Source organism: Lysinibacillus xylanilyticus, from assembly GCF_001708185.1.
GTDB lineage: Bacteria > Bacillota > Bacilli > Bacillales_A > Planococcaceae > Lysinibacillus > Lysinibacillus xylanilyticus_A.
In genome coordinates this window covers 1-19724 of record NZ_MDDN01000014.1, presented here as the reverse complement: position 1 = coordinate 19724, position 19724 = coordinate 1, and the positions used below count along the sequence as shown (strand labels likewise).

General features: G+C 36.4%; 12 protein-coding genes and 1 pseudogene. 10 read left to right on the top strand and 3 right to left on the bottom strand.

The features are described from left to right. Positions 1 to 65: 65 nt before the first annotated feature. From BFJ97_RS18765 to BFJ97_RS18755, 3 genes are all read left to right on the top strand, one after another. Positions 66 to 998 carry a C40 family peptidase gene (locus BFJ97_RS18765; protein WP_068986173.1) on the top strand — a complete coding sequence of 311 codons (933 nt, stop codon included), beginning with the start codon at positions 66 to 68 and terminating at the stop codon, positions 996 to 998. Positions 999 to 1237: 239 nt separating this feature from the next. Beyond that, positions 1238 to 3139: an N-acetylmuramoyl-L-alanine amidase gene (locus tag BFJ97_RS18760; protein ID WP_254660205.1), complete on the top strand. Its 1902-nt coding sequence runs from the start codon at positions 1238 to 1240 to the stop codon at positions 3137 to 3139. 229 nt (positions 3140 to 3368) lie between these two features. Beyond that, on the top strand, positions 3369 to 5294 hold the full coding sequence (locus tag BFJ97_RS18755) for an N-acetylmuramoyl-L-alanine amidase (RefSeq protein WP_068986172.1): 1926 nt from the start codon (positions 3369 to 3371) through the stop codon (positions 5292 to 5294). Between the two features lie 283 nt (positions 5295 to 5577). Here BFJ97_RS18755 and BFJ97_RS18750 read toward each other — a convergent pair whose 3' ends face one another. Next, the gene (locus BFJ97_RS18750; protein WP_068986171.1) at positions 5578 to 7503 is read right to left on the bottom strand and encodes an S-layer homology domain-containing protein; all 1926 of its coding nucleotides are present in this window, start codon (positions 7501 to 7503) and stop codon (positions 5578 to 5580) included. 438 nt (positions 7504 to 7941) lie between these two features. Here BFJ97_RS18750 and BFJ97_RS18745 point away from each other — a divergent pair, with 438 nt between their 5' ends. Next, a complete protein-coding gene (locus tag BFJ97_RS18745; RefSeq protein WP_068986238.1) occupies positions 7942 to 9222 on the top strand; it encodes a hypothetical protein in 1281 nt (426 codons plus the stop codon). A 203-nt stretch (positions 9223 to 9425) separates the two neighbouring features. On the opposite strand, the gene BFJ97_RS18740 is transcribed toward BFJ97_RS18745, so the two are convergent. Then, positions 9426 to 11549, bottom strand: a complete 2124-nt coding sequence (locus BFJ97_RS18740; protein ID WP_068986170.1) for an S-layer homology domain-containing protein — start codon at positions 11547 to 11549, stop codon at positions 9426 to 9428. 238 nt (positions 11550 to 11787) lie between these two features. Between BFJ97_RS18740 and BFJ97_RS18735 the strand changes: the two genes are divergently transcribed. From BFJ97_RS18735 to BFJ97_RS18715, 6 genes are all read left to right on the top strand, one after another. Next, positions 11788 to 14052, top strand: coding sequence for an S-layer homology domain-containing protein (locus tag BFJ97_RS18735; RefSeq protein ID WP_068986169.1), 2265 nt, complete (start codon positions 11788 to 11790; stop codon positions 14050 to 14052). A gap of 230 nt (positions 14053 to 14282) precedes the next feature. After that, a complete protein-coding gene (locus BFJ97_RS18730) occupies positions 14283 to 15428 on the top strand; it encodes a polysaccharide pyruvyl transferase family protein (RefSeq protein ID WP_068986168.1) in 1146 nt (381 codons plus the stop codon). Continuing rightward, positions 15425 to 16525, top strand: coding sequence for a glycosyltransferase (locus tag BFJ97_RS18725; protein WP_068986167.1), 1101 nt, complete (start codon positions 15425 to 15427; stop codon positions 16523 to 16525). Before BFJ97_RS18730 ends, BFJ97_RS18725 begins: the two co-directional genes overlap by 4 nt. Then, entirely contained in the window at positions 16522 to 18063 is a 1542-nt protein-coding gene (gene murJ, locus BFJ97_RS18720) for a murein biosynthesis integral membrane protein MurJ (protein WP_068986166.1), read from the top strand. The genes BFJ97_RS18725 and murJ overlap by 4 nt, the downstream gene beginning before the upstream one ends. Before the next feature lie 508 nt (positions 18064 to 18571). Beyond that, positions 18572 to 18709 (top strand): hypothetical protein, encoded by a 138-nt coding sequence (locus BFJ97_RS24875; protein ID WP_175401807.1) that lies wholly within the window; start codon positions 18572 to 18574, stop codon positions 18707 to 18709. Between the two features lie 82 nt (positions 18710 to 18791). Next, positions 18792 to 19394, top strand: a complete 603-nt coding sequence (locus BFJ97_RS18715) for a TetR/AcrR family transcriptional regulator (protein ID WP_068986165.1) — start codon at positions 18792 to 18794, stop codon at positions 19392 to 19394. A 65-nt stretch (positions 19395 to 19459) separates the two neighbouring features. Here BFJ97_RS18715 and BFJ97_RS25855 read toward each other — a convergent pair. Then, positions 19460 to 19561 (bottom strand): annotated as a pseudogene (locus tag BFJ97_RS25855) (IS3 family transposase); the annotation flags it as partial. Between the last annotated feature and the right edge of the window lie 163 nt (positions 19562 to 19724).

The following is a 19724-nucleotide window of genomic DNA, read 5'->3' as shown; positions in this document are numbered from 1 at the left end:
AAAATAGCACCTTTTATGATAGTCTATTTATAGGCAAAAAAGTTCAGAGAGGGGTATACCGAAATATGAAAAAGAAATGGTTATTACCGATTTTTGCATCCTTTATGTTATTTACAACAACTCACATAGATACAGCTGAAGCAGCTACAGCATCTGATGTAACTGAAACAGCATCCAAATATTTAGGTATTCCATATGTGTATGGAGGTACAACTACTAAAGGGCTTGATTGCTCAGGCTTTACATCTAAAGTATTTTCAGATTTAGGTATTAAATTAAACCGTACATCAAGTTCACAGTACGAACAAGGTACAGCGGTAGCAAAAGACGATTTACAAGTGGGCGACTTACTATTCTTCAATACTAGTGGTAAAGGTGTTTCACATGTATCGATATATACAGGTGACGGAAAAATGATTCACTCACAAACAGGTAAAGGTGTTAGTTACTCAGATGTAAACGATCCATATTATTGGGGTTCTCGTTACATTGGTGCTAAACGCGTAGCAACATTTGATAGTGAACAAGCTGAAGCTGTTAAAGAAGAAGTAAAGAAAGCTGCTATCGATTTTACAGTTTACGCTTCTCGTGCTGAAGTGGCAGAGCAAATTGCTAAAGCACTTAACTTGGATACATCCGATAAAAATACGAAATTTACAGACGTAAAACCAACATATGAACATGCTGGTGCGATTGCTGCTGTATCGAAGTTAGGTATCTTTGATGGTGATGGTAATGGTAAATTTAACCCATCTTCACCGATAACACGTGCTCAAGTCTCTAAAGTATTAGTACATGCTTTTGGATTAGAACAACAAGGCGATGTTGTAACATTTACTGATGCTCCTGCAAATCATTGGGCAAATGAATTTGTTTCAATTCTAGCTTCAAATGGTATTACAGAAGGTAAAGGAAATGGTAATTTCGGTTACGATGAAATGTTAAAAATTTCACAACTTCAAACATTTATTGAACGCGCACAACAATTACAAAAATAATTAAAATTCCGTATTACTTAGACAAGGGCTACGTTTTAAGTAATACCATGCAGGGAAGTTCTTTTAAATAATGTATAAATTGAGGAGAGTTTGCATCTGCAGGCTCTCTTCTTTTTATGAAATATTAATAATCAAGGGGTGATGCCTAAAAATAGTAGAATAGTTACGTTCGTATGATAGTTTTGTCTGTGAGTTTTTGCTAAAATGAACACGAGAACAGGAAGGGAGGAAATAAGACAGTGTACCTCAAAAAAATCAGTCTTATATTATGTGTCTTATTCATTTCAGCTTCTATGTTTACAATACATAGTGCCCAAGCTAGTGGTGGGTTTGTAGATGTTCCTAAAGATCATGAAGCTTATGAAGAGATCAATTATTTAGTAAATTTAGGTGTTATTAAAGGATATACGGAAAATGGCAAAACGTATTATAAACCTTATAATAACGTAACGCGTGGGCAAGTTGCCAAAATGGTTGTTGTTGCTTCAGGTAACAAGCCATTAGTTGTCAATAAATCAAACTTTTCAGATGTAGAAGTCGGCACAGAACTTTCAGGTTATGTAGAACGTGCTGTACAGCTTGGTTACTTTGCCACAAATACAAAGGGGCAATTCTTACCAAACAAGCCTTTAACTCGTGATGAAATGAGTCATGTTTTAACAAAAGCATTTAAGCTTGATACAAGTGAGTATGAAAATATCGATTCTCCTTTTGTGGATGTAGGTATTACAAATCCGTACGTGAAATACGTGAATACGATTTACTATAACGGTATTACAAAGGGAAGCGGTCAAAATTATAACCCAAATAGCCAAGTGACACGTGCACAATTTGCGTTATTTGTAGCGCGTGCGAAAAGTGAAGAGTATCGTTTAGAGCTACCTGTTAAAGGTGTATCTGTACCTGATACATCACAGGTTATTGGATTAATTTCCTCAACAACTGACGGATTAAATATTCGTAAATCTAAAGATTCTTCATCTTCTGCTAATATAGTAGGCACTGTCAATAAAGGCGGTAAATTATCAGTCTATGCGGTTGAAGGAGACTGGTTAAAAGTTACCTATAAAGGTGCATATGCTTATATTTATAAAACGTATGCTCAGTATTTAGATGCAGATGGTAACGCATTAGGGAATGTCCAAAAACAGGTTACAGCAACACAAAATTTAAATGTTTACGTAAAGCCAACTTCTTCTTCGAAAGTTATTACAACAGTTAATAGCAAAACGAAGTTACCAGTTTATAAGACGGTAAGTGGCTATCATTTAACTGTAGTGAATGGTTTACCAGGCTATATTGTAGCGAATAGTACAGAGGATGTTGAAGCAGAAAAACCTTCTACGCCAGATCCAAATCCAACTCCTCCAACAGTTTCAGGTAATCTATTAGGACGAGCGACAGTTGATAATTTAAATATTCGCACAGAAGCTAACTCTACTTCTACGATAGTGGGTAAGTTGAAAAAGGGCGAATATGTGCAAGTGAACAGTATTAACGGTTATTGGGCACAAGTTACTTATAATGGTCAAAAAGGGTATGTCCATAAATCTTTCTTAAAGTTATTAAATCAAAGTGGTAATGCGTTAAAAGATCGTATTATCATTATTGATCCAGGTCATGGTGGTAAGGACCCTGGAACGGTTGTAGGTTCTAATTCCGAAAAGGCCATTACATTAAAGGTTGGCACACTTGTGAAGCAAAAACTAGAAGCTGCAGGTGCGAAGGTATTGATGACTCGTACGGGGGATACCTATCCTTCACTACAAGACCGAGTTGACTTTACAAATGCTAATTACGGTGAAATCTTTGTGAGTATCCATGTTAACTCAGCAGCGAATACTTCTGCACAGGGTACTGAAACATATTATGCTATTTCAACAGGTGATATGCATCAGGAAGACGTTGATCTTGCTACATTTGTAAACAATCAAATTGTTAATAACTTAAAAATGAAAAATCGTGGAGTCAAAGAACAGCAATACTATGTAATTCGCAACATGGCTATTCCATCTATCTTAGTCGAGCTAGGCTTCCTCACAAATAATGAAGATCGCGCTAAAATGACGGATGATCAATATGCTGAGTTATTTGCTGAATCTATCTTCAAAGGGATTTCACAATATTACGCAAAACAATAATAAATAGAAGCTACATTGTTCATAGTGAACGATGTAGCTCTTTTTTGTTTCGAGTCATTTATAAATGAATGAGAGTTTATATTTGGCTCTTCACGAAAAGTTGTGGATGACATAATCCTTATATTTTGAGATAAACCCGAAAAATACTAATAGTTACATTTGTATGCTGGTTTCAAGTGTTAAATTTTGTTAAAATGGATATGAGAATAGGGAGGGAGGAAAAAAGACATTGTATCTCAAGAAAATCTGTCTTATGTTATGCATCTTATTCATATCAGCTTCTATTTTTACCATACATAATGCAAGTGCAAGTGGTAATTTTGAAGATATTTCTTCAAAGCATGAAGCTTATGAAGAGATCAATTATTTAGTGAATTTAGGTGTGATTAAAGGATATACAGAAAAAGGGAAGACGTATTTTAAACCAAATAATAACGTAACGCGTGGACAAGTTGCCAAAATGGTTGTTGTTGCTTCAGGTAATAAACCACTAGTTGTTAATAAATCAAGCTTCACAGATGTTCAAGTTGGCAGTGAGCTTTCAGGTTATGTAGAACGTGCCGTACAGCTTGGTTACTTTAAAACAAATACAAAGGGACAATTCTTACCGAACAAACCTTTAACTCGTGATGAAATGAGTTATGTATTAACGAAAGCATTTAAGCTTGATACAAGTGAATATGAAAATGTCGATTCTCCTTTTGTGGACGTAGATATTACACATGACTACGTTCAATACGTGAATACAATTTACTATAATGGTATTACAAAAGGGAGCGGTCAAAATTATTACCCAGATCGCCAAGTGACACGTGCACAGTTTGCGTTATTTGTAGCGCGTGCGAAAAGTGAAAAGTATCGTTTAGAGTTACCTGTTAAAGGTGTAGCTGTACCTGATCCATCACAGGTCATTGGATTAGTTTCCTCAACGACTGACGGATTGAATATTCGTAAATCCAAAGATTCTTCATCTAATGCTAACATTGTGGGTACAGTGAATAAAGGTGGTAAACTATCAGTCTATGCAGTTGAAGGAGATTGGTTAAAAGTTTCATCAGAAGATACCTATGCTTATATTTATAAAAAGTATGCACAGTTTTTAGATGCGGACGGTAATGCATTAGGGGATGTTCAAAAGCAAGTTACTACAACACAAAGTATAAATATTTACGTCAAACCAACATCTTCTTCAAAGGTTATTTCGACTGTCGATAGTAAAGTGAAATTACCAGTTTATAAGACGGTAAGTGGCTACTATTTAACAGAAGTGAACGGATTACCAGGTTATATCGTGGCAAATAGTACAGAGGATATTAAAGTAGAACAGCCTTCTACTCCAGACCCAAAACCAACTCCAACTCCAACTCCAGACCCAATAACGCCATCAGTTACAGGTGATTTACTTGGTCGAGTGACAGTTGACAATTTAAACATTCGCACAGAAGCTAACTCTACTTCTACGGTAGTAAGTAAGCTGAAAAAGGGCGAATATGTTCAAGTGAACAGTATTAACGGATACTGGGCACAAGTTACCTCTAATGGTCAAACAGGGTATGTCCATAAATCTTACTTAAAGTTATTAAATCAAAATGGTAATGCGTTAAAAGATCGTATTATCATTATTGATCCAGGTCATGGTGGTAAGGACCCTGGAACGGTTGTAGGTTCTAATTCTGAAAAAGCCATCACATTAAAGGTTGGCACACTTGTGAAGCAAAAGCTAGAGGCTGCGGGTGCGAAGGTATTGATGACTCGTACGGTGGATACCTATCCTTCACTACAAGACCGTGTTGACTTTACAAATGCTAATTACGGTGAAGTCTTCGTAAGTATCCATGTGAACTCAGCAGCGAATACTTCTGCACAGGGCACTGAAACATATTATGCTATTTCAACAGGGGACATGCATCAGGAAGACGTTGATCTTGCTACATTTGTAAATAATCAAATTGTTAATAACTTAAAAATGAAAAATCGTGGTGTCAAAGAACAGCAATACTATGTAATTCGCAACATGGCTATTCCATCTATCTTAGTCGAGCTAGGCTTCCTCACAAATAATGAAGACAACGCTAAAATGACGGATGATCAATATGCTGAGTTATTTGCTGAATCTGTTTACAAAGGAATATCGGAGTATTACTCAAAGCAATAATAAAAAGGGCTACATGGTTCAGGTAACGAACCATGTAGCTCTTTTTTGTAGTACAGTTAAAAGGAATGTTATCAGCGATGTTGAGTTTTTATCATCGATTCCAGCACTTTTATCATCGATGTTGAGTTTTTATCATCGATTCCAGCACTTTTATCAGCGATGTTGAGTTTTTATCATCGGTTCCAGTACTTTTATCAGCGATGTTCGCTGTTTTATCATCGATTCCAGTATTTTTATCAGCTGTCCAAAAGTAACTTATCTTGAATCCAAAGTAGCATCTTACTTATTTTGAATTTGCATGTAGTGTTCTGTTTATGAATTGCGCGAAGTTTTGACGTGTCACTGTACCATTTGGTTTAAATGTATGATCGGCATAGCCTGTTGTAATGCCAAGTGCATATAAAGCTTGGACATCTTTATAATAAGCATGAGATGCAGGTACATCTGTGAAAGTATGATTCGTGTGGCCTTGTAGCTTGAAGCCGTTGACAAGTGCTTCTGCCATAGCAGCGCGCGTCATTGGCTGGTGGGCATTGATTTTGCCATCCTCTAATGCAATAATGCCGTAGCGTAAGCCTGTTGCTAAAACTGCATAGCCATACTCACTTGCTTTGATGTCACTCGCATTTAATGTAGCTGAGTTTGATGCTGGAATACCTAATGCTCGCAGTATCATTTCTGTTGCTTGAAGGCGAGTCAGTGTACCCTGTGGATTAAATTTCCCGTTAGAACCTTTTACAATGCCAAGTGCATATAAGTTTTTAATATCATGATAGGCACCATTCGATGATGCTACATCTGGGAAGAATGGTGCGGCAGCAATTGTTGCTTTGTTGGAACCTTTTGCGCGTGTGAGCGTTTTAATTTCTGCAATCGTTGCAAATTTTTCATTAGCATTTTTGCGATCATCACGTCCTTCTATAAAGGATGTACGTATCGTATATGTTCCGGCAGCTAAATTACCAGGCATAGAAATTTGATATTTTTCGGTATGGGTACTAATATCTTTTTTATCAGCATTGTCTGTTGTGGAATCAGCAGCAAGGCCTGGGATGTAACGTTCATGCCCTTTACCAACCACTTTATCGTTTGCGTCTAAAATTTCTACTTTCAATGTACCTCGAGCAGGCACATTACCATTGTTCTTAACCGTTACAGTAGAGTAGAAAACAAATTTACCGGACGGTGCTACATAACCTTGCACCCCGTCAGAGTAAAGCGAAAGATTATAACGGCGGGGCACATTGCCATTATGATTGTCGGCTACCCAATTGAGAGCATGCTTCATAAATACTTGTGCATCCTTGTCACCAGTAGTTGTGGAATAGGCAGCACCATTTTCGTGATCTTGCCAATCAGCTTTAGCATCAATATTAATATAATCATAGATTTTGAATCCAATTTGAACAACTCTGCCCTTACCGTATTCGATAGCATGAGCAGCGCCAAATTCATTCTTTTTCATTGTTTTAGCCTTGTCTGTGAAATTGTAATCTGAGAAATATAAAATAGGTGTTGCAGATCCCCCTTGCCAAGGCTTAATGATTTCTACCCAATCACGATTTGTTTTTGTTAGAGTAAGCTTGCTTTTGCCAAGCTCTTTTGTTGTATTTTGAATAATTGGATGAACAGTATTAATATTGCTTATCGTGGAATTTCCTAATACGATATCGTCAATAAAACGTGAATTGAATACCTCGGTTAAATTATCCCACTCCATTACCCATGAATCGACATCATAGATTAATGGAGAAAGATCCATTTGGCCGGATTTAGGGAATTTTGTTGATTCATTACGCGCTGTCTGGAAGGCAAAAATTGCACCACCGCCATTTCGAACGTACATTTTGACATTTTCGCGTTGCTGATGATTCATCATGACTGTATAGGCAAAGACGATTGCATCATATTCACTTAAATTTTCTAAATGGTTTAAGTCTTTCTCAAAAATCTTCTCTACTTGGAAGCCTTGTTGCTGATAGAGAAGAAATGCTTTAAGTTCCTTATTATACGTGGAGCTATAGTCCACCTTTTCAGAAACAGACTGGCCATTAAATGTTCCACCTGGGTGTGTTGTATTGGCGTATTTTTCACTACTTTCAGAGAAAACGACACCGATTTTCTGTGCTGCTTTAGCTTGTGTAGGTGCTAAAAAAGCTATAAGCATAAAAGTGCATGCTACAAGTAATGAAATGAATAATTTCTGCATTAAATCCACATCCTTAGTTCTATGTTTTCCATCAAAATTGCACTACATTACTCATATTACACATAAATAATGGATGAATCATTAAAATTTGGCACCTCATCAAAATGGATGACAATTGTTAAGACGTATGCCCTGTATATAAGTTGATGGTAGTGGGGATTGTGATAAGTCTTCATGACCAACATTCTTTCGGTCTAAGCGGCTCATCAGACGCCCCCAGTCGGAAATGAAATCAACCACACGTTATGGTAATGGGCCATTAATTAGGCAGAATGAGAAATTATTGCATAATTTTATATAAAATCACTTCATTCCTTTCTATAAGTCTATCTGTATTTATGATATAATAACTCTTGTTTTGTATAAGAATGAAAAAAAGACACAACTATGATTTGCGATAGAGGAGGGCAATCACATCTACTTAGATGTATGACATTTATGAATAAATTGAAACAAACTTTAGCAAAGGTCAATAAGATTGATACGTTTTCACCGTACTTCTTTTTACCTTTTATATTAGTGCTATATTTCTTTACGAGTCTATTCGATTTCCATCGATTTGAGTTATTTAATGTAAAAGTATCAATTTGGCCAGCGGTATTTTTAGCACTTGCATGCTATTACATCGGTGTGTACGTTATTGATAAATTACAATGGACAATCCCATCATTTGGTTTATCTTTCTTAGGGAAATATGTTGTTCATTTTATTGTATTCTTAACTTTACTTGGTTTAGCTTCATATTTATTAATGATTTTTGGTGGAGGACTCGGAATTTCTGATGAATCTAGTCGACGTAACCTTGATCCAAAATTAAACTTCTTTGCCCAATTATTATGGTTTGGAGTTTTATTGTTATTATCGTATAAAATGATTTTAGAAAAGCACATGACATGGAAGAAAGTATTAGTATACGGTTCTATTTATGCTGCTGTTATGTTCTTGTTCCTATTAATGGGTTACCGTACACCATTAATTATTATGTTATTTACTGGTATTATTATTTTCCATTATGTTGTGAAGCGTGTGAAATTAACATGGTTCCTTTCAGCTCTGTTTGTCATCGGAGTAGCTTTCTCAATGTTTGGTTTCCTACGTGTTGTATCAGAAGATACGACGAAGGAATTTAATAGCCGTGAACAACCAGATGTAGAATTAACTGAAACAGAAAAAGAAAAACTGTTAACAGTAGAGCAGCAAGTTAACTTAACGCCAAAATGGATTCGTTCATTAAATGGTGAGAGTGTAACTGGACATATTGTTTTAAGTAAAATTATTGAATATACGCAAGAAGAAGGTTACCTAAATGGTGAACTCCATGCTGGTATCTTTAACACGATTCGATCAGGTGAACAAGTGTCACCTCGTATGAAAGTAACAGAAGTTGTAAACTCACTAAGTGTAGAAGAAGGTAAATATATTACACGCCCTAATAGAACAACAACGCCTACGTTTATCGGTCAGTTATTCTTAGATGGCGGTTATGTACTTGTAGGGATTGGATTCTTCTTATATGGTGTATTAATCTCATTAATTTATAATAAAGTGAAGCAAGGCGGTATTCGTAGCTTCCACTCAGTAGCTTATGCATTTGTCATTACTCTATTTACAGTGTCTATGCATACTGGCTTACTCGATTTAATATTTATTTTAATGCTTGGCTTTGTGATCCTGGCCTCGGCGGTTATAAAAACGGACAATAAAAAACTTTCATATTAACAATAGTAGAGATGTCTCAATAGTCAGTTGAGGCATCTCTTTTTGTATATCGGGCGTTCTATCCGCCACCTTTGTTTTTACAGGCACAATGCGTAGTTCTTCAGCAGGAGTGTCGATCCCACCTCCATAACAATATTTTAGAACCTGAAAAACTGCTTTCTTCACAGAGAAAAAGCCGTCCTAATGATAGGACGACTTCTTTTTTATTTTACGGTATTGATCACTTGTACATAGTCTTTGCTAACAAAAGCTGTTCCTGTATGAAGTTTATCAGAAAGAACCTCATACCAACCGTTTGTAGCAGAGTTAGTGATGATAACAGGCATTCCACTACGTGCATACGTGAATAGTGGACTATTACTTGTAGATGCTTCTGTACGAACATTTAAACCAGGCGTTGTTGTGATACCAATCGTATATGGGTTATTGGCATCCTTAAAGCCTAATGCCTTTTCAGCACGGTAGTAATGTCCTGCAATTTTTGCACCCCAGTATGGGTCAGAAGCGTATTTTACGTTAAAGCCAAGAGCTTTTGAACCAACTACAGCGCCGTTGGCAAAGTTTCTGCCTGGTGAACCACCTGGCGTGATATAGTTTGGCTGTAAAAACTTATCAACAAGCTCATTGATATTGGCAACAATACTATCAAACTTTTTGTTTAGTGGGTTAGTATCATATACATACAAACCAAACAAGTTATTTAAGTCTTGTGCATGAGGACTCATACCATAAGCACTTTCATGCTGTGCAAGTGATAAAATAAGCATCGCATTAATTTGTGATTTTGCTTCTACTTCTTTTAATGTTTTGCCTAAACCGATTAACTTACTTTTCTTTGTTGCATCTTTATATTGCGTAATCCCCGTACTTTCCATCTCCGCTAACTTCTGCATAATATAAGCATCAATTTCTTCTGCAGTGTATTGTGTTGTTGCGCGAGCAGGTAAAAACTGATAGTAGTTATAGGCTTCCCCTTTAGAAGACCCATTTCCATTTGTGAAAGAGATGCCATCCCAGCTATAGTATTTTTCACCTGGCTTCATGAAAGAAGGTGCCTTTCCGTAAACATAGCTAGAAGAATATTTATTTGTTTTGTAATCGTAGAGCGTGTGTTTAATTTCACCATTCTCATTTGTATAGTAAGAGCGACCTTTGCTCATTGCAAATGGGATTAATGTAACATCAGCGTGTTTTAAGTAGCCGACTTGACCAGCTAAACGTACTTTTACTTGTGTTTCATCACTGCTAAGGTATTCCATCTCTGTATTACCTGCAACACCAATCGAGTCATTAATTGTTTCAGATTTTAGTGCAACATAGTTATTTGTCACGACATAGCCTGAAGACATTTTCACAATTTTATCATTCTGAACAATAACCTGTGTATTTTTTGTCATGGCCTTTTCAGCATCTGCAAAAGTAGCGAATCCTTGATTGCCAACTAGTGTGCCGTTTGAAATTTCCTTAATAACGTATTTAGGGGAGTCTGTATTCGGATCTCCAGGATTTGGCTCACCGCCGTTTGAGTTGCCATCGTTTGGATCACCAGTGTTTGGCTTACCGCCGTTTGAGTTGCCATTGTTTGGATCACCAGTGTTTGGCTTACCGCCGTTTGAGTTGCCATCGTTTGGATCACCAGTGTTTGGCTTACCGCCATTTGAGTTGCCGTCATTTGGATCACCAGTGTTTGGCTTACCATCGTTCGTATTACCAGTATTTGAATCACCAGCAAGTGTCATTAAACGGTGAATAAACGTAGCTGCTTGTCCAATAGTTGCATTTTTGTTAGGCATAAAGTAACCATTAGAGCCTTGAATGATCCCTAATTGGGCACCTACAGCTACTGCTTGGCGGTAGTCTTTAATAATAGATGCATTATCCTTAAAGGTAATAGTAGAAGTACCTTTAGGAATTTCTAAGTAATCAATAGCTCTTTCTAGCATAATCGCCATATGCTGTCTTGAAATAGCGGCATTCGGTTTAAATGAACCATCTCCATAGCCTGTAATAATCCCAGCTGAAGCAGCAAGTTTAATATCTTTTGCATGCAAATATGTATCTGGGACATCCTTAAAGACTATGTCGCTAGTCTCTTGAAGATTCATGGCCTTTGCCAAATAAGAAGCGAATTCTCCGCGTGTCACATTATCATTTGGACGATAACTTCCTTTTGCATCTTTTACTAATGCATTTTTGGAAATTAAATAGCGAAGTCCCTTTTCATGGGAATGCCCTGTGAGTTCATCAGCAGCAGATGCCAGTTGGGGTTGCCAAAAAAGCAAGCCGACTACAGTCATGAGCATTGCAATGATTGATAGTTTTTTCATATTTTTACCCTCCTAAACTTCTACACCATTTTAACAAAGTTATAGGGTCACGATAAAGGTAAACGTTAGAAAAATCACAAAATGAGACTATATGAATAGCATTCTTGACAATTCCTAGAAAACTGGAAAATAGCTTAAATGTTCCATAGCTATTTTGGCATATTTTTGATAGTGTTATAGAAGTAAAGCATACGAAGGGAGAGTTGAGGGCTCTATATTACTTAAGAGCGCAAAAAAAATGAAAAAAATAGCGAAAAATTTACTGGTTTTAGTTGTGTTATTGTCAATGGTTGTTAGTCCATTGAATGCCTATGCATTCCAAACAGTTACGAAGGATATTCCATTATCGAAAGGTATACAGTATAAACAATATACATACAAAAATACCTATACAAATTCTATAAATCATATTACGGTAAATGTCGATGAGCCAATGACAGAGGTACAATTGGGTATGCCTGCAACAGTCAATGGAAAAGAATCGACAGTAGCGAATGCTAATCGTAATTCACGCGAGGGGAATCGTGTAGTCGGTGCTATTAATGCAAGTTTCTTCAATATGTCAGAAGGTTACCCATTATTTTTACTAGCTAAAGATAATGTTATTTTAAACGGTGGAGCGGTTTCAAACGGCACCGATCAATATATGAATGTCCCTACAGCTTTCGGGATGACAGCAGATGGCCGCGGTGAGATTGACTATTTTGATTTTGATGTAACGCTTTCTCACAAAGGCACAAATTATGCAATGTCAGGAATGAACCGTGAACGTAATATTAACGAATCGATGATTTACACACCACAATTTTATAGTAAAACAACAAATACAAATGAATATGGTTTTGAAATCGTAGTTGATACAGGTGCGCCAATTACTGAAAATAAATTTGGACAAACGTTAACAGGAAAAGTTACAAAAATTACACCTTATGGATCAAAGGATAAAATATCTATTCCTCCAACTGGCTTTGTTGTTTCATTACAAGGGGGAGATTGGCACAATAAGCTAAGTCAAATAGCACTTGGAGATGAGCTGAGTGTTAACTTCTCTATTGATAAGCAGTGGCAGGATGCAAAATTTATCATGGCAAGTGGTCCGTATTTAGTAAAGGATAATAAGCCTTACATTATGATGAGCACATCTAGTTCTCGTGCAAAAGAGGTTGCACCACGTACAGTTGTTGCGACAAGTGATAATGGAAAAACAGTACACTTTATTACGGTAGATGGACGTCAAAGTCATAGTAAAGGTATGAATATGGTTCAACTTGCTAATTATTTAGTATCGCTTGGTGTCGATCAAGCAATTAACCTAGATGGTGGCGGCTCAACAACAATGGGTATTCGAAATCACGGTAGCAATAATGTCGTATTAGCGAACCTACCATCGAATTCAGGAAACACGCAACGTCTTGTGTCTGCAACATTACAAGCTGTTAGTACGGCACCAACTGGTAAAGGAAAATATATTAAAAAGACAAATAGTACAAACTATGCAACTCTTTTAGAAGGTGCTTCGTCTAGTATAGCAGTACAATATGTATTAGATGAGAACTATAATGCACTTCCACTCGATGGTCATTTATCGCTAACATCTGAGAATAATATTTTAAACATTAATGGTTTAAACTATACGGCAACGAAAGCCGGTAATGATCGAATTTACATCAACCATGATGGCACTGCTGTTGAATCATTCCAAGTGAAAGTAGTAGATGCTCCGGCAACATTGAACGTTGCGCCAAAATCAAAAACAGTAAGTGCTGGCGAAACGGTTAAATTTACTATGGATGCAAAGGATGATGGTGGCAAACCTCTAGTTTACAATCCATCACAGGTGGAATGGTCTGTAGAAGGTAATATCGGTACCATTACTAATGATGGTAAGTTTACAGCTAAAAATCCAGGTGCTACTGGTAAGGTGATAGCGACTTTAGGAACAAAAAGTGCAGAGGCTGCGGTGACTGTAGCAAAACCTTCTTTGTTTAAAGATATTCCAGATAATTATGTGTACTATAAAGAAATTGAGTACTTAACAAAGAATAATATAATTACAGGTCAAGCAGATGGCACATTTAGACCGAATGATAAACTGACACGTGCACATGCGGCAGTTATTATTAGTCGCGCACTTGGTTTAGATACATCCAATGTAAAAAATCCAGGCTTTAAGGATATTCCTGCGAATCACGTTTATTATAAACAAATCGCAGCTGTAGTAGAGGCTGGTATTATGAGTGGTAAAGGCGACAATACCTTTGATGCAAATGGTACTTTAACGCGTGCACAAATGGCGAAGGTTGTAGCATTAGCTTATGACCTAGAAGGAACAAGTAACATTAACTTTAAAGATGTATCGAAGGATCATTGGGCATATTCATATGTTCAGCAACTAGCAGCAAATAATATTACAACTGGCTATGGTGATAACACTTTTAAGCCAAATGAAGCGATTAGTCGCGCTCACTTTGGATTATTCCTATATCGAGCAATCCATCAATAACAGTAGTCCTTAAAGAAAGGTTTTGCCTTTAAAAAATAGCAAACTAGTAGTATTTTATCTAGTTTGCTATTTTTGTTTTTAAAGCAAAGGGAGCCGTATTAGATAGAAATATAGTTTAATTTTTCTAGTATTGGCCTTTAAAGCTCGCCTTTTTTTACTATTTTTAAAAAGAACGAAAATCTACAATTGTGGTATAATCTCAGTATTAAAAAGTAAAAGGATGTTTTTTAATGAAAATAGGCATTGTGGGGAATTACGGCAATGATAATAATGGTGATGAATCAATATTATACGGCATTCTTCAACAAGTAAAACAAACATTTTCGGTAACTAGTGATGACATTACCGTTTTTAGTAATAACACACAACAAACATCCGAACGTTATGGGGTACACAGCTATCCATTGTATTACAGAAAGAGTAATTTATTTAAAACGTTTATCCATACCTTTAAAAATAATAAACAATATGTAGCAACATTTGACCTCCTCATCATTGGTGGAGGTGGTATTTTAATGGATTTCTATAAACGTGAAGCTCACCTGTATGGAGCGTATGCAATGATGGCAAAACAAAGTAATATTCCCTACATTATATACGGATGTGGCGCTGGACCACTTGATACGTTTTCTGGAAAAATCAGTATTCGTGCGATGTGTCGTTATGCAGCAAGTATCTCTGTACGTGATCCTCAGTCCAAGAAGCTTTTGCAAAGTATTGGGGTGAAAAAGCCAATAGAAATCATTGGTGATCCTGCATTTACATTAAAAAGGGATCGTCAAAATTACGCAGAAAAACCAATTAAGATAGGTGTATCAGCGGTTCCATACTATAATGCAAATTATTGGCCAGAGGGAAATGTTGAAAAATATGATTCGTACGTTACTGGTATGGCGAAAAATTTAGATAATGTAATTTCAGAGCATAATGTCAAAATTACTTTTTTTGCCACGAAATTCCCGCAAGACGTCACTGTGACGAAGGATATTCAGAAAAAAATGCAACAACGTGCACATACAGAAATTATTGAGGAAAATTTGGTGCCAGAGCGATTACTTGAGGTAACTGAGGAGCAGGACATTATCATCGGTACACGTCTACACTCGCTTATTTTGGCAACCGATTCGGAAACGCCGATTATTGCGATATCCTATCATACAAAAGTACAGGATTTTATGTCCTTTGTGGGCGCATCAGATCGTTGCTTACAAATGCAGGATATAGAGGATGATGGGAAGGCTCTATCCACAGTAGTTGGCAAATTAAGTAGCAATTGGGGGCAGTCAATTGCAGAGACGAAACAAATTGCTACCCATATTCATCAAGAGGCCATGCATGGTCAGGAATTAATGAAAAAGGCAGTGACACGTCTATGAAAAAAGTACTCGTCATTAGTAATATGTATCCAACATCTGATCATTTATCATTTGGTATTTTTGTGAAAAACCAAGTCACTGCACTTGAAAAAGCAGGACTAGACGTAGATATATCAGTCAATGCAAATCCGGCGACAGGTAAGAAAAACACCATTATGAAATATACAAAATGGGGCTTATCGACATTAATGAAAGGCTTAAAAAACAGAAAGTCTATTGATGTCACACATGCACATTATGTGTTCCCATCGGGTATGCTGTCGTTGCTATTAAAGAAAATGTTTGGTATACCTTTTATCGTGACAGCACATGGCGGCGATATTGAGCGCATGGCCAAGAAAAATGTAAGAATTCGCAACTGGACAGCCAGTATTTTACGTGAAAGCGAACATATTATTGCAGTAGGCCCTGTCTTAGCTCAACAAATTGAACAAGATTTTGGGATTGAATCTGATAAAATCTCTATTGTTAGTATGGGTGTGAATCGTGAGGTTTTCACAAAAGGAAGTCAAGCAGCAGTGTGCAAAGAACTGCAATTAGCTTCGGAGCCATTCAGATTTTTATTTGTAGGAAATGTTATTAAGCAAAAAGGCGTGGAGGAGCTGTTACAAGCTTTCCAAATGCTAAAAACAAAAGTATCTCGTCCTTTAGAGTTAAATATTGTAGGTTCTAGAAGAGATCAAGCATTTTTCCAATCCTTGCAACCATTAATCAGTGGAGACGTCAAATTTATAGATCCACTAAAACAACAAGAACTAGTGAAGTGGTTCCAAGCAAGTGATGTCTTTGTATTACCATCCCATTTGGAAGGTTTTGGGTTAGTGGCATTAGAAGCATTAGCGACAGATACACCTGTTATTGCTTCAAATGTAGGTGGACTTGTATCTTTGCTTGGAGAAGGCGCAGGGCATTTAGTGGAGCCTGAAAACGCTATGGTTTTATCTGAGGAGATGCTGCGTGCAGTGAACACGCCAAAAGATCAATATATGAATCGTGAAGCGGTCGATAAGGTTTTAACCATTCACGATGAAAAAAATATAACAGCTCGCTGTATAGCGATTTACAAGTCGGCCATCGAAGGTAGGGATGGCTTATGAATAAATTTATAAAAGTAGTAGGGGCAGTTGCGATTATTAATGTCGTGGCCCGTGTTTTCGGATTTTTACGTGAAATGATTATCGGATATCAATATGGTAGTACCCATGTTGCTGATAGTATCTTCACAGCTTACACAATCCCTAATTTTTTATATCTAGTCGTAGGTGGTGCTTTTACGACTGCCGTCATCTCTATTTATAATCGAGAAACAACGGACCGTGCACTATTTGTTAAACAGTCCTTTACAATTGTCTTGTTAACTGTATCAATAATGACAGTTGTGATGTTAGCGTTTACTAATCCGATTATGGACATGTTTAACCAAGCTAAAGTTGAAAAGGGCGAGTTTAGTCAAGAGGATTTAGAATTAGCTAAAAATCTGTATTATTGGATGATGCCTTCATCAATCTTACTCGTATTATCCTCATGGTATAGTGGATTGCTAAATGTAAATCAAAAATTCCATTTGTCTAGTTTCGCCATTTTGATTTACAATGCAATCTTTTTAGTAATTGCTGTAGGTTTATCTAATATTCCAAATATCGGCCCAATTGGATATGGTATTAGTGCATTAGTAAGTGCAGTAATAATGGTGTATTTCTTAATTGTCGGATATCGAAAAATGGATTCGTATAAGGTTGGTTTCTCATTTGAGCGTAACATTGCTTCAAAGCAATTGTGGGTAATGATCTTACCGATTATGCTCGGAGGTGCAACAATTCAACTTTACGCATTATTACAACGTATTTTTGCTGGAATGTTATCTGAAGGGGCAGTAGCTGCTGTTAACTATGCATCGAGGCTCATGCAATTCCCTCAAGCAATTTTAATTACAGCAGTAACGACAGTTATCTATCCAATTTTGAGCCAAAAAGAAGCAGATAATGATTATACTTCCATTAAAACTTTGTACTCAAAAGGACTACATTATCTTTTGTTATTACTTATTCCTGTAACAATCTACTCATATTTTTATGCAGAAAACCTTGTGCAGGTTGTATATCAACGTGGTAGTTTTGATGAAAATTCAACTGCCATTACAGCACCAGTTCTAGCGATTTTCGTGTTATCTATGTATTTCTTAGCAGCAAACACGTATATAACTCGCTTTTACTATGCAAAGGGTGACTCAATGGCACCTGTTATCTTCAGCTTAGTGAATGTATTCGGGATTAACATTGCCGTTATTATGCTACTAGTCGATAAGTGTGGAGCAGAAGCAATTGCATGGGGGACACTTTTGAGTTCGGTGACAAACTTTATTATGCTGATTATTTATGCAGCCTATAAATATGACCTGAAAATGGGCGTCTTCAGTAAAGAGCTACAATTTTTCAGAGCAGTTCCACCAACAATCATTATTACGATTGTTATTTACTTTTCAAGCAAGTATTTAGTATTTGACAACAGGTGGATAACATTTATTGTAGGTCTTGTTATTTTTGGTGCTGTGCTTGTAGGCTCCTATTTATTATTTGGCGTGAAGGAAGTAAAAGAACTTAGTGAAAAACTGAAAAGAAAACTTTTAAAACAATAGTAATTAAAATGGGTATCTTAGAAGAAATTCTTAGATACCCATTTTTGTATTTTTTTTAAAATAGGAAGAGGTTGTTTTTCGATAAAAGGCCAAAAAGTTTCGATAAAACGAGTTATTGTTTCGATAAATCTTCAAAGTATACCTATAAATACGAACACAAGCAGCTTCTTTGCTATTTATCCCGCATTAAAGGGCAGTAAGACTCCATCCTAAAACAGGAAATAAAAGTTGGATTAGTTAGACAATATAAGTACTTGTTGCAAAAAAAATGTCATATTCACAATATTTTATAGTAAAAAAATAGGGGCTGTATTATAATGATTTTATTCAGATAGTGTGGAATTTTTTAACTTATTTTAGCGAAATATTTTTGTAGCGAAAATGAAACATCTGCTACAGAAGTCTCCCAACTCTATAGATGGTAAGATGAATCCGGACCTAATTATGAAGAGATATAATTGCTGAGCATATGACTCATCACCAAAAGTTGTGATGACATTCCCTTTCAATGGGTGTCCATACATCTACTGAAATAGAGGAACTCAGTCTAAGAACGCCACATCTTGTGGCAATTTATCTGTGCGAAAGCGAAGCGACAGCAACAAAGCGCCTAGTCGGAACGGAAATCAACCACACGTTATGTTGATAAGCAGGACATATTAATAATTTGGCATTACTTAGTAATAATAATACTTGAAGGAACTACAAACTAAGATAAGGTGGAAAGTATGGCAAGAGGTAGGAAGATTAATTCAAATGGTGAACGAAGTAAACAATTATTGCTTGAAAAGGCTGTAGAGCTATTTTCTGAAAAAGGTTATCATGATACAAAAATTAGTGACATTGTAAAAGCTGCCAATGTAACACAACCAACTTTTTATTTATATTTTGAAAGTAAGGACTCTCTGTATAACGATCTGAATAAACGATTTCAGCGTGGATTTGATGAAATCATGAGTAAACATTCAGAGGAAGTTGTAAAGGGAATAGAAGGTTTAGTTAGAACGCTGAAGCAAAAAATAAAAATGTTGTTCGTCTACATACTTGAAAATCCGAAGTTAACGAAAATTGGATTATTTGAATCCGAACAGTCAGTTATAGTTAAATCCCAGCTTACACAGCAGTTAATTTCCCTGATACACCTCCATGATTGTGAGCATCTATTACAATTATATTGTGTAGACATTAATGTGGCTGTAGATAGTTTTGTAGGATCCTTGGAGCGTTTAATATTAACAACTTTACTTGAACAAAAAAAACTGCCATGCGAGCTAGCAAATGAACTAATTAACTTATACTTTTTAAGAGAAGATAAATATAAACATGTATAAAAAAATTCCCCTCACCACTATGAACTGCTCCCTGTCAAGTAGACAGTGGAAATAATAAAAAGCTTTTAAGCGGCTTTAGCCCAATATTCTAATGGGCTTAAGCCGTTTAATCGTTCTTGGTATCTATCGTTATTGTAAAACTGGATATAATCCTCAATCGCTTGTTGTAACGCTTCAAATGTTTGGTACTTATGTAAATAATACTTTCTTTCCATTTCCTAATTTGAACTCCGTCACATCTGTTACCCATTTTTCGTTGGGTTTGCTTGCAGTAAATTCACGATTTAATCGATTTTCAGCGACATGTTGTGCAGGTGAAGAAACATATCG

What these genes read in the sequence shown, in the direction of transcription:
- BFJ97_RS18735 (WP_068986169.1), top strand. Translation starts at nt 11,788, where the DNA reads ATGAAAAAAATAGCGAAAAATTTACTGGTTTTAGTTGTGTTATTGTCA.
- BFJ97_RS18765 (WP_068986173.1), top strand. Translation starts at nt 66, where the DNA reads ATGAAAAAGAAATGGTTATTACCGATTTTTGCATCCTTTATGTTATTT.
- BFJ97_RS18725 (WP_068986167.1), top strand. Translation starts at nt 15,425, where the DNA reads ATGAAAAAAGTACTCGTCATTAGTAATATGTATCCAACATCTGATCAT.
- BFJ97_RS18750 (WP_068986171.1), bottom strand. Translation starts at nt 7,503, where the DNA reads ATGCAGAAATTATTCATTTCATTACTTGTAGCATGCACTTTTATGCTT.
- BFJ97_RS18740 (WP_068986170.1), bottom strand. Translation starts at nt 11,549, where the DNA reads ATGAAAAAACTATCAATCATTGCAATGCTCATGACTGTAGTCGGCTTG.
- BFJ97_RS24875 (WP_175401807.1), top strand. Translation starts at nt 18,572, where the DNA reads ATGGGTGTCCATACATCTACTGAAATAGAGGAACTCAGTCTAAGAACG.
- BFJ97_RS18730 (WP_068986168.1), top strand. Translation starts at nt 14,283, where the DNA reads ATGAAAATAGGCATTGTGGGGAATTACGGCAATGATAATAATGGTGAT.
- BFJ97_RS18745 (WP_068986238.1), top strand. Translation starts at nt 7,942, where the DNA reads ATGAATAAATTGAAACAAACTTTAGCAAAGGTCAATAAGATTGATACG.
- murJ (WP_068986166.1), top strand. Translation starts at nt 16,522, where the DNA reads ATGAATAAATTTATAAAAGTAGTAGGGGCAGTTGCGATTATTAATGTC.
- BFJ97_RS18715 (WP_068986165.1), top strand. Translation starts at nt 18,792, where the DNA reads ATGGCAAGAGGTAGGAAGATTAATTCAAATGGTGAACGAAGTAAACAA.